Annotated in this window: 11 protein-coding genes; 8 read left to right on the top strand and 3 right to left on the bottom strand. The window is 38.6% G+C overall.

Features of this window, described 5'->3' with window-relative positions; translation table 11 throughout:
• Positions 1-64: 64 nt before the first annotated feature.
• The 8 genes from KHA88_RS07715 (at position 65) to KHA88_RS07680 (ending at position 8561) form a co-directional block, all read left to right on the top strand.
• A complete protein-coding gene (locus tag KHA88_RS07715; protein WP_213096471.1) occupies positions 65-319 on the top strand; it encodes a YkuJ family protein in 255 nt (84 codons plus the stop codon).
• A 118-nt stretch (positions 320-437) separates the two neighbouring features.
• Positions 438-890, top strand: a complete 453-nt coding sequence (gene cbpB / locus KHA88_RS07710) for a cyclic-di-AMP-binding protein CbpB (protein ID WP_213096472.1) — start codon at positions 438-440, stop codon at positions 888-890.
• 50 nt (positions 891-940) lie between these two features.
• The gene (locus KHA88_RS07705) at positions 941-2449 is read left to right on the top strand and encodes an MDR family MFS transporter (RefSeq protein ID WP_213121697.1); all 1509 of its coding nucleotides are present in this window, start codon (positions 941-943) and stop codon (positions 2447-2449) included.
• A gap of 21 nt (positions 2450-2470) precedes the next feature.
• Positions 2471-3355 carry a transcriptional regulator CcpC gene (ccpC, locus tag KHA88_RS07700; RefSeq protein WP_213121696.1) on the top strand — a complete coding sequence of 295 codons (885 nt, stop codon included), beginning with the start codon at positions 2471-2473 and terminating at the stop codon, positions 3353-3355.
• A gap of 302 nt (positions 3356-3657) precedes the next feature.
• Positions 3658-4206 (top strand): peroxiredoxin, encoded by a 549-nt coding sequence (locus KHA88_RS07695; RefSeq protein WP_213107246.1) that lies wholly within the window; start codon positions 3658-3660, stop codon positions 4204-4206.
• Between the two features lie 98 nt (positions 4207-4304).
• Entirely contained in the window at positions 4305-4757 is a 453-nt protein-coding gene (locus tag KHA88_RS07690; protein WP_213107245.1) for a TlpA family protein disulfide reductase, read from the top strand.
• Between the two features lie 214 nt (positions 4758-4971).
• The gene (locus KHA88_RS07685; protein ID WP_213121695.1) at positions 4972-6726 is read left to right on the top strand and encodes an ABC transporter ATP-binding protein; all 1755 of its coding nucleotides are present in this window, start codon (positions 4972-4974) and stop codon (positions 6724-6726) included.
• 8 nt (positions 6727-6734) lie between these two features.
• On the top strand, positions 6735-8561 hold the full coding sequence (locus KHA88_RS07680; RefSeq protein ID WP_213121694.1) for an ABC transporter ATP-binding protein: 1827 nt from the start codon (positions 6735-6737) through the stop codon (positions 8559-8561).
• 69 nt (positions 8562-8630) lie between these two features.
• Here the strand turns inward: KHA88_RS07680 and fdhD are convergent, their stop codons facing one another.
• The 3 genes from fdhD to KHA88_RS07665 all read right to left on the bottom strand — a co-directional run bounded on the left by fdhD (position 8631) and on the right by KHA88_RS07665 (position 12309).
• Entirely contained in the window at positions 8631-9437 is an 807-nt protein-coding gene (gene fdhD, locus KHA88_RS07675; RefSeq protein ID WP_213121693.1) for a formate dehydrogenase accessory sulfurtransferase FdhD, read from the bottom strand.
• An 11-nt stretch (positions 9438-9448) separates the two neighbouring features.
• Entirely contained in the window at positions 9449-11800 is a 2352-nt protein-coding gene (locus KHA88_RS07670; protein ID WP_213121692.1) for an FdhF/YdeP family oxidoreductase, read from the bottom strand.
• 137 nt (positions 11801-11937) lie between these two features.
• On the bottom strand, positions 11938-12309 hold the full coding sequence (locus tag KHA88_RS07665; protein WP_213121691.1) for a Na-translocating system protein MpsC family protein: 372 nt from the start codon (positions 12307-12309) through the stop codon (positions 11938-11940).
• Positions 12310-12322 lie beyond the last annotated feature (13 nt).

The raw sequence follows: 12322 nt of genomic DNA, 5'->3' as shown, positions 1-12322 counted from the left end.
ATTTGCAATCTAGCTGCAATCTCTTTTATAATTGTTTTGTCTTTCCAAAGAAAGGAGTTTGAAAATGTCACAACTAATTAGTATTATTCAACGGCTTCAAACGATGCAAAATGCGGAAGAACATGAGGAAGTTCAGCAAAGATTATTTGAGGTCAACGGAAAAACTTTATGCCAAGTAAAGTATTTTCCAGCATCAGGCACTTTTGAAGTTGAAGAATATGACAAAGACAATAATAAACAAAAGTATCAATTCGATGATATTGATATTGCTGCAATCGAAATTTTCGACATTGTCCAGGAAGAAAAAAATCCTTCCTAGGATTCACATTGCAATGGATAGAAATTTAATCTGCAAATACTTCAGGAATGACATTTTCTAATCCGAACTATGTTAAAATGGAAGGGAAATGATTATAAAGAGATGAGGGAGTTTGCCGATGATTTCCTTGCAAAGCCATGAATTCATGGATCCCAAAGTCAGTGACTATATAATTCCATCTGAAAAAGTGGCTCACGTACAAATTGGAAATAGCCTTGAGCATGCGCTTCTTGTATTAACTAAAAGCGGATATTCAGCCATCCCAGTTCTTGATGCCCGTTTTAAACTTCATGGATTAATAAGTTCTGCGATGATAACGGAATCCATACTTGGATTAGAGCGGATTGAATTTGAGAAATTAAGCGATAAAAAAGTGGAAGATGTGATGGCTGTTAAAATCCCAGTTATCTCACTTGACGAGCAGTTTGAAAAAGCACTTGATTTGCTGATTGATCATCCTTTTTTATGTGTTGCTGATTCTGAGAGCTACTTTGAAGGGATTTTTACAAGAAGAGCGCTCTTAAAAGAGCTAAAAACACACGTGAAAAAGTTGAATCATTTTTATATTTAATAAACGGCTCCCACTTTTGGGAGCCGAATCTTTTATTCGGAGGATTACTGATGGCTTATGGTGTTCAGGCAGCAACGGGAGAGACTAAGCGTTTTTACGTTTTACTTTCTGTTATGATGGCGATGTTTATGGGGGCTATTGAAGGGACAATCGTTGCCACTGCCATTCCTGCCATTGTTGGAGATTTAGGAGGATTTTCTTTATATAGCTGGGTCTTTTCATCTTACTTATTAATGAACACGGTTACAGTCCTTATATATGGAAAACTAGCAGACGTATTTGGACGCAAGCCAGTCATTACCTTTGGTATTATTATTTTTCTCGGTGGCTCTATTTTATGCGGCCTCGCAGGGACGATGGAGCAGTTAATTATTTACCGTCTTATTCAAGGACTTGGAGCTGGTGCTGTCATGCCTATAGCCACCACAATTGTAGGAGATATATATACAAAGGAAGAGCGGCCCAAAATACAAGGTTATTTATCAAGTGTTTGGGGAATTTCTGCTATTATGGGGCCAGCAGTTGGCGGATTGCTCGTTGAATATGCCAGTTGGAGATGGGTTTTTTGGGTGAATATCCCACTAGGAATTGTTGCTATCGCTGGTATTTGGTTATTTTTGCATGAAAAAACAGAAATAAGAAAACAAAAGATAGATTATAGTGGAGCGTTTCTTTTAACCGTATCTATTTCTGCATTAATGATTATCCTTGTAGAAGGTGGAGTAAGATGGAGTTGGATTTCGTTTGAAGTCCTCGCGATTATATCTGTTTCCATTGCGGCTATTATATTATTTGTTTTTCAGGAAAGAAAAAATCCTGAACCAATGGTCCCTTTTGAATTATGGAAGTCCCGATCGATTTTAATTGCGAATGTAGTTTCCTTTACAACAGGCTTAATGTTGATAGGGATTTCAAGTTTCTTGCCAGCTTTTGTACAAGGTGTCATGGAAAAAAGTGCAACAATAGCGGGCTTTACCTTAACAGCCATGTCTATTGGTTGGCCAATCGCGTCCACGATTGCTGGCAGGTTTATCTTATCAATCGGTTTCCGTGCTACTTCAGTTATCGGAGGGGTTTTTCTTATAATTGGTGGATTCCTCTTTATTACAATTATCCCAACTGCAGGACCTATAGGAGCTGCTGTGGCTTCTTTTTTCGTTGGCGTAGGAATGGGGCTCACCTCAACTTCTTTTATCGTCCTTATTCAAGGAGCTGTAGCTTGGAAGCAGAGAGGAATTGCGACGGCGTCTAATATGTTTATGCGTAATCTCGGAAATACAGTTGGAGCAGCATTGTTTGGGGGCATATTAAACGGCCAAATTATTAGATATTTTTCTCGGGAGGGAGGAGAAATAGGAAAGACACTCACACTAGATTCTACAAATGCTTTATTAAATGAGGAAGAAAGAATTCATCTTGGACCAGATGTAAAAGAGCTGCTACAAAACGGACTTGCGTTTTCCCTTCATACTGTGTACTATGCAGTTTTCATATTTGCCATTATTAGCTTTCTATTTATCTTTTTTCTACCAAAAACGGGCAATGAAAAGGTTAACTAAATCATATTTAAAGGAGCTGCTATGTCTTTTTTAGATTTGCAACTGCTGGTTGTTCTAGCTCAGGAATTAAATATGCGAAAAGCCGCGGAAAAGTTGTTTGTATCCCAACCGGCACTTTCTCAGCGGCTTCAGAATATCGAAAAACAATGGGGCACTAAGCTTTTTATTCGAACGCAAAAGGGGGTTCTGCTTACGCCTCCTGGTGAAATTATTATTAAATTTGCCAATGAGATACTCGAGAACCAAGAGCGCGTTAAGGAAGAAATTCAGGAGCTTGACTCTGAAGTACATGGTACGTTAAAAATTGCTTGTGCTTCAATTGTCGGACAAAACTGGCTACCGAAGGTTTTGAAACAATTTGTAAATACATATCCGCACGCGAAAATTTCGCTGATTACCGGGTGGAGCAGTGAAATTTTAAAAAACCTATATGAGGGTGAGGTTCATATTGGTATTGTCAGAGGTTTAACGGATTGGAAGGGATCTAAATTCCACCTCTTTGAAGACAGTCTTTATCTTGTTGACCGAGAAATTAGAAAAATTGAAGAGGTCATGGAAACGGACAGGCCATTTATCCAATTCAAAAGCGACTCTAATTATTATCAAGAGATTCAAAACTGGTGGCATCGCCAATTTCAAACGGTTCCAAAGCGAACGATTGTCGTCGACCAAATTGAGACATGTAAACAAATGACCTATAACGGTATTGGCTATGCAATTTTACCTGCTATTACATTAAGCGGCTCAGAAAAAGATGTATATAAAATTCCGCTTATGGACGAACGAAACAAGCCAATTAAACGAGATACTTGGCTGCTTGGCTATGAATCCTCGTTTGAGCTTAGGCAAGTACAGGCATTTCTTGATATTGTTCAGGAATATATAAAAAATGAGAAAGATTATTAAATCCGTCCCAGGAAGGGGCGGATTTTTATTGCCGGAAAACTGGCTCTGTTTATTTTTAAGGATGATAATATTTGTTTTTATAAAGATAGGGTATTAGTATATGAATAAAGAGTTCAATTTTAGGCGATAATAAAATGTGTATTTTTAGTTACGATAATAAATGTTTGTTTACATTTATTATAAATAAACTTGACGGAATTTACTAATATGTATATAATATTAATTGTGAGTAGTTAAGTAGTTGAGAAATGATACGTCATTTTCTCAATTGTATATTAAACATCATCGGAGGGATTTTTTTTATGGCTGAACGTATGGTAGGTAAACAGGCACCTCGCTTTGAAATGGAAGCAGTAATGCCTAATAAAGAATTTGGTAAGGTAAGTCTAGAGGAAAATATGAAAAACGATAAATGGACTGTGCTTTTCTTCTATCCAATGGACTTCACATTTGTATGTCCAACGGAAATTACTGCACTTTCAGATCGTTACGATGAGTTTGAAGATCTTGATGCAGAGGTTATTGGCGTATCTACTGATACAATCCACACACACTTGGCATGGATCAAAACTGACCGCAAAGATAACGGTCTTGGCGATTTGAAATACCCATTAGCTGCAGATACAAACCATGCTGTTGCGAGAGAATATGGCGTATTGATCGAAGAAGAAGGAATCGCACTTCGTGGCTTGTTCATTGTTAGTCCTGAAGGAGAATTAATGTATTCCGTTGTGAACCATAACAATATTGGTCGCGACGTTGATGAAACTTTACGTGTTCTACAAGCTTTGCAAACAGGCGGACTATGCCCTGCAAACTGGAGACCAGGTCAAAAAACACTAAACGTATAAGAAAAAATGGCCACAATATGTGGGCCTAAATGGGACAGGCACTTTGTGCCTGTCCTTGATATATGAAAAATAATGAATGAATAGGGGAGATTCAATATATGAAACTTCGTGAACCAATGCCAGAGCTTGTTGGTGCAACAGAATGGTTGAACGGACAAGTGACTAAGGATGAGCTTGTTGGAGAGAAACCAACATTATTTCATTTTTGGTCCATTAGCTGTCACCTTTGTAAAGAAGCAATGCCTCAAGTTAATGAATTCCGTGATGAATATGAAGGGAAGTTAAACGTTGTCGCGGTCCATATGCCAAGATCTGAAGATGATCTTGATTTGGAAGAAATTAAGAAGGTTGCTTCAGAGCACAGCATAACACAGCCCATCTTTGTTGATAGTGAGTTGAAGTTTGCAGACGCTCTGGAAAATCAATATGTACCAGCTTATTATGTGTTTGATAAAGATGGTAAACTTCGCCACTTCCAAGCGGGTGGAGGCGGCATGAAGATGCTTGAAAAAAGAGTTAACCGTGTCCTTGGTGAAGTGGAAAAAGCATAAATGTTCATATGTTTGCATTGACGCCCATATTATTTCAAGGGCGTCTTTTTTTTTTTTGCCAAATTGCCATTCGTTAATAAAATCAGTCTTTTGGAGTAGGGGGTTTCGTGAATTGGAATGAAAAGTTAAAATAATAAGAAAAAACACTGGAAAAATATTTCGGAAGCCGATATATTAGTTAGTACGGCCAATTGCCGCTAGGGGAGGGAATTGTATGGAGACATTTAAGAAATTAAGACAATATTACTGGCCATACAAACAATACTTTTTCATATCGATGTTTTTCTTACTATTTGTGACGGCGATCACGGTAGTTTATCCGATCATTCTTCAGGTAACGATTGATGAAGTAGTATTGAAAGGTCAGTACGGATGGATCCCTATACTAACATTTGGGTTCATCGCCATTATGGTTGTTAAAGGCATTGCAACATTTGTCCAGCAGTATGTTGGTGAATTATTTGGTATAAAGTCTGTTTACAGTATGCGGAATGCTTTGTATGAAAAGCTACAGTTTTTGCCTTTTCGTTATTACGATAACGCAAAAACAGGTGATTTAATGTCGCGACTGACAGCCGATGTAGAGTCTTTTAGGTTCTTTTTATCTTTTGGATTTTCAGAATTGTTCCGCTTTATTTTAATGCTTGGTGTTTCATTTAGTGTTATGTTCTATTATTCCGTACCGCTAACCTTTGCAACAATGATTTCATTGCCTTTTTTATTTATTGCTGTTTTTAGATTTGATAAGGCAGTTCACCCTGCTTTCCGCGGTGTTCGAAAATCATTTGGTAAACTGAATACAAACGTACAAGAAAATTTATCGGGGATCAATACCGTTAAATCATTATCGAGAGAAGACTTCCAAACTGGTAAATTTAATGATTCTAACGCAGATTACAAAGATAATATGATTTCGACTTCGAATATTTGGGCCAAGTATTTTCCCCTGATGGAATTCCTTGGTAATGTCTGTGTCGTAGCGCTGCTTTCTTTTGGAGGATATTTAGTCATTAATAAATCTTTGTCACCAGGTGAACTTGTTGCTTTCTATAGCCTTGTTGGATATATTTTATGGCCAATCATGAGTCTTGGTTTTACGATTAATATGTTTTCCCAATCAAAGGCTTCTGGTGAAAGGCTCCTTGAAATCTTGGAAGCGAATGAAGAAATTTACGATCCAGAAAATGCTTATGCACCGTCACGTCTTAAAGGTAACGTCGAATTTAAAGATGTAACGCTAAGATACGCAGGCGACGATAATGCTGCGTTAACTAATATTAGTTTTAAAGCAGAACCTGGAAAGATTATTGGGTTGGTGGGAGCAACGGGATCGGGGAAAACAAGTATCACTCAACTTATCACCCGATTTTATGAACCTGAATCAGGCGAAGTTTTAATAGATGGAAGAAATGTAAACGAATACTCGTTAAAAGCATTGAGAGGCAATATTGGTTTTGTTCTTCAAGAAAGCTTCCTTTTCTCATCAACGATTAAGGCCAATATAGCATATGGGAATCCAGACGCAAAGATGGAACAAATTATTGATGCAGCTAAAAGGGCTGATGCGCATGAGTTTATTATGGAGCTGCCTGAAGGATATGACACAATTTTAGGCGAGCGGGGCCTAGGACTATCAGGTGGACAGAAGCAAAGAATTTCAATTGCTCGTTCCATATGTCTTGATCCAAGTATTTTAATCCTTGATGATGCTACAAGCGCGGTTGATATGGAAACTGAATTCAAAATTCAAGGTGCGCTTAGGAACGTAATGAAAGGACGTACAACATTTATTATCGCCCATAGAATCTCTTCATTGAAACACGCTGATGAAATTCTTGTCCTAGAAGATGGGAAAATCGTTGAAAGAGGCAAGCATGAACAGCTTATTCATAATGGTGGATTATATGAACGCGTATACAAAATACAATTTCAGGATCAGCAAGCAATATTGCAAGGCCAGAGAGGGTGAGGCAAACAATGGAAAAAACGAAAAAAATAAATCCGCTTGTGCTTGAGCGATTCCGCTATTCAACGGATCAGGTCATTGACAAACCATTTAACTGGAAGCAGATGGGGCGTCTTATTGGCTATTTGAAGCCATATGCAAAGACCCTTTTGCCAGCCTCCATTATTACTGTTCTGATCTCGACCGCAGTCAGACTGATTATTCCTATATTAATTGGGGTCTATGCCCTTGATAAAGCGATTAATGAGCAGAAGAATATTACTTTTTTGATGACGATCGTAGCCATAATTGCCGCTTTATATGTCTTATCATATGTGGCAAATATTTATCGAATTAAATGGAGCTATGAGCTTGGCCAGGGAGTCATTTATGACTTGCGTAAGCATGTATTTACACATGTACAAGGCTTGTCACATCGATTTTTTGATCAGCGTTCCGCTGGATCAATACTCGTTCGAATCATGAATGATACGAACTCCTTGCAGGAGCTGTTTACAAACGGTGTCATTAATATTTTTATGGACTTATTAATGCTTGCTGGAGTTATCGTAATCCTCTTTACATTAAGTCCACAGCTAACACTTGCTGTGTTGGTCATTTTACCATTAATGTTTTTTATTTCGACTACTTTACGAAGAAGTATTCGAAGGGCATGGCAAAATATGAGAATTAAACAAGCAAAATTAAATTCTCACTTGAATGAAAGTATACAGGGTATTCGTGTCACTCAAAGTTTCACTCAAGAACAGGAAAATATCGCTTTTTTCGATGGCGTGAATCATGAAAACTATGAAGCCTGGCAAGTTGCAACAAAGAAAAGTGCGTTTTTCCGCCCGCTTGTAGAATTGACGAATGCAATTGGTACAGCAGTTTTAATTTGGTTTGGTGCCCATTTGATTCAAAGTTCAAGCTTATCCCTAGGAGAATTTGTTTCCTTTGCTTTTTACCTCGGGATGTTTTGGGAACCTATTTCGAGATTGGGTCAAGTGTACAATCAGTTACTTGTAGGCATGGCTTCTTCCGAGCGTATTTTTGAATACTTGGATGAAGAGCCGATTGTTCATGAGAAAAAGGATGCGATTAACATAAAGGATATTGAAGGTCGCATCAACTTCAATCAAGTTGAATTTTCATATGATGATACGCGGAAAGCATTAAAGGGAATTACGTTAGAAATGAAGCCAGGGCAAACGATAGCCCTTGTTGGTCATACTGGATCAGGGAAATCGACAATTGCCAACTTGATTACACGCTTTTATGATCCGACTGCGGGATCTGTACAAATTGATCACCACGATTTGCGTGATATTTCGCTTCAAAGTCTTCGCCATCAAATCAGTATTGTACTGCAAGATACGTTTATATTCTCAGGTACCATCATGGAGAATATACGTTTTGGAAACCCGAATGCGTCTAATGAAGAAGTAAAAGCGGCAGCAAGAGCAATTGGAGCAGATAAGTTCATTAATAATTTGCCGAATGGATTTGACACTGAGGTGGAGGAGCGCGGAAATATCTTATCAGTAGGTGAACGGCAGCTCCTTTCATTTGCTCGAGCACTTTTGGCCGATCCAAGAATTATTATATTGGACGAAGCAACAGCGAGCATTGATACTGAAACAGAAGTTCAAATTCAACATGCTTTAAAGACTTTACTAAAAGGCAGGACGTCGATTATCATCGCTCACAGGCTATCGACAATTAGAGATGCCGACAAAATATTCGTTCTTGAAAACGGCCAAATTATTGAAGAAGGCGATCACGAATATTTAATGGAGCATAAAGGTGAATACTATAGGCTTATTAAGGCGCAGTTTAAGGTAATGGAAGCAATTTGATGAAAATAATGTGAAAACAAGAAACGATGAAAAGGAACCTTCCGATTAATTAGAAGGTTCCTTTTCATTTTAGATATTTAAATGTTCGGCTTCGATAATTCTTTCAGGATGTGAGTAGATGTTTAGCTGATTACGTCTTACAAAACCTACAACTGTTATACCAAGATCAGCAGCTAAATCAATTCCTAGCGTTGTTGGAGCTGACTTAGAAATAAGAATTCCAGCACCGATTTTTGCGATTTTAAGAACTACTTCTGATGAAATTCTTCCGCTAAAAACAACCGCTTTATCCCCAAGAGGGATGTTGTGGTGCAAGCAATGGCCGTATAATTTATCTAATGCATTGTGACGCCCCACATCGGAGTAGCTAATAAGCAAGCCTGAGATTGTACATAATGCGGCATTGTGGACACCGCCCGTTTGCAGGAAATCTTGCGAGCTTTCCTGCATTTCCGACATTAGTGCAAAGCATTGGGCTATCGAAATTTTTTGTCTGCTCATGACTGTTTTAGCAGTCCTAGCATCATTATGGAAATAAAATTGTCTGCTTTTTCCGCAGCATGATCCAATCATCCGTTTAGAATAATATTCTTTATTAATTGATTGTTTGACTTTGAGCTCGACATAAGCAAAACCACGAACCTCATCAACTTCTAAAATATCGATATCGTCCTTCAACCTGATAATCCCTTCAGAAGCCAAAAATCCAATGACAAGTTGCTCCAGATCTGTAGGACTGCATACGATTGTAGCAAATTCTTCACCATCTACATAAACAGTAAGTGGAAACTCGATAGCTGCTACATCAACCGTTTCGATTAATTGGCTGCCATTAAACTTGATAGCCTTTAGTTCATCTTTTATTCTTTCACTCATATGAACATCTCTTAGCTAGGTTCGATTTCAAGTTCCTCATTCCTTTTTTCCACGTATTTCGTATCTTTATATGCATTGAAGGTTTCTGCCTTTTCAACCATGACACTAATATTATATTCGGGGATGCCCGCAAATTTTTCATATACGCCCTTTTGCAATAACACATTTCCTTCAGGCCAGTACACGGAAATATTTCCGCGCCTTGTATTAGCGTATTTTGCCTTGCCGTGAAAAGTTCCTTGTTGATTGTGGACTACAATCGCTTCGTTTTCTAAAATGCCATGCTCCTGCGCATCTTCCGGATGAATGAGAACATCATAGCGATCTGCTGCATTAAACGGATCGGTTTCACTGTAAATCATCGAATTAAATTGCTTACCACGCCTTGATGTAACATAGAATTGTCCTTCAGGTTTTCTTAATTCAGGTAGTTCAATCGGAATTAAATTCCCCCGTCCGTCTTCCGTTGGACAAATTCCCCCTTCACATAGCCATGCACCCCCCCATTGAAATACATCGCCTTTGTCTTTCAAATGCTGTATTCCGTCATAATTCCGGTTCGCCACAGCAATTTCAGCACGAATTTGCTCACCCTCCGTAAAATGAAGCAAATGCTTTTGTTCAGGCTTTACAAGCGCTGCTAATTCAACATAAATTTCCCACTCGGAGCGCGCTTCCTCAATGCGCGGACCTTTTATTTCAGGCGAAAAATAAACCATTCGCTCTGTAGAAGTAGATGTGCCACCTCCACGTTGCTCGTACCTTGTCATTGCTGGCAAAACGATTACTTCTTCCTTGGCATCAACAAGAGTCGATGTGTTTAAGATTATATCTTGGTGTACACGAACATCTACATTTTCTAAACATTTTTTCATAAAATGGGGATCAGGCATCGTCTCGAGGAAATTACCACCTGAAGTATAAAAAACTTTTAGTTTTCGTTCATGATCTTCCGGAAGTACGGCATTTTCTAATGAAACGCCAACAATATCACCTTGCCATTTTGGAATATCAAAGCCCCAGATTTTTTCCATACGATCAATATTTTCTTCGTCAAAATCGCTTCCTGGCAGAACAAATGGATCTGCTCCCATTTCACCTGAACCTTGAACGCCGGAATGACCACGAATTGGCATGACACCGCAATGTTCACGGCCGATGAATCCTTGTAAAATGGCTAGGTTGGCAACTTGCGAAATATTGTCTGTTCCAAAGCGATGCTGCGTTAAACCCATCGACCAAACAAAAACACCACTTTTGGACTTTGCAAGCAAAGTTGCGAATTCAAGCATTCTTTCTTTTGAAATGCCGGAAGATTTCTCAAGCTGTTCCCAATCTTGATTTTCAATATGGTTACGTAAATTTTCCAACCCATTCGCATGTTCCCGGATAAAATTATGGTCAAGGGCTGATCCCGGATTCTTTTTCTCCATTTCAAACCAATGTTTCATGACACCGTTCATAAACGCAATATCGCCGCCAATATTTACTTGATAAAAGTCATCGGCAATTTTTGTTCCGAAGAGAGCAGAGTCCGGAATAGAAGGAACCCAGTAACCATCCATGGCAGGCTCTCTATATGGATTAATACAAATAATTTTTGTTCCTTTTCGTTTTGCGGCATACATATATTTCGTTGATACAGGCTGATTGTTTGCGGCGACGGAACCCCAGAAAATAAGGACATCCGTTCCAATCCAGTCTTGGTAATTACAGCTGGAAGCCCCGATCCCTATTGAGCGTTTTAATGCTGTTTTACTAGGAGAGTGACAAATACGGGAAGCGTTGTCAATATTGTTTGTTCCTATGAATCTAGCAAGTTTCCCCGCTGTATAATAAACCTCATTGGTTATCCCCCGAGCAGTCAAGAAAAAAGCTAATTGCTTCGGATCGATGCTTTTAATTTTATTTGCAATTTTATTTAATGCTTCATCCCAGGATATTCTTTTGAATTTATTTTCTCCAGGCTTGCGTGAAAGGGGATATGGAATCCGTCCCAATTTTCGTAAGTCCGTACTATCCATTTTACGGAGTTCGTCAATATCAGCATGGAGGATTTCTCCCTTAATTGCGGGCATAGTGTTTAATCTTAGTACATTTAAACGAGTTGTACAAAGATGCGGTCCAGTCAATGTTTGATCATAAAGACCCGACACTCCAAGTGCACAGCCATCACATACACCTTGGGTCAATATCCGGTATGCATAAGGAAGGTTATCACGATTTTCCAAGACAACCTTCAGCGTATCTCTAATATGTTTCGGTTTAACTTTACCGAGACCAAACGGAATGGGGCTGACCCAGTGTTTTGGATCGGGAGTCATTGGGAGCTTAATCGGTCCATTGTGTTTTGTTTTACCCATTTTGATCATCCTTTCAAATTGAAATAAATTATTGAAAAAACCACCATAAAATCACCTATCTTATGATAAGGATAATAGGGTGGTTAGTCTTTAACAGGAGCGCTGCCAAGTGCCAATCCTAATGTAGTGATTAATATTCAATTGTGTTTATCTTTACTGTTAAATTTTTGTTCTAGGTCCTGATCAAAAACAAAGATGGACATACCTAAATCTTTATCGATATCAATATCAACAAAAAGGTCGATAAATTTCGCGCCGAGAAATTCTTCCATTTCGATTGGATGATTTTTCCGGTACATCTCCTTGACCATTTCCGTTCTTGCAGCCCGAACCATTTGTTTGCCATACTGAGCTGCTACAATGAATTTTTCCACAGGGGATAAATTGCCTTCCATTTCACAGATAGCCCAGTTTTTACAGAAAGTAGTTTTGACTTGGCTTGGACCTTTTCCCATATGGCGTTTCCTAAATGACCTGACTATATTACTAAATTCCGCTTCATAATTCATTTGACTAACCTCT

Origin of the sequence: Lederbergia citrea (assembly GCF_018343525.1) — a bacterium.
Lineage (GTDB): Bacteria > Bacillota > Bacilli > Bacillales > Bacillaceae_C > Lederbergia > Lederbergia citrea.
The sequence above is the reverse complement of the archived record's forward strand: the minus strand, read 5'-3'. Positions and strand labels throughout refer to the sequence as shown.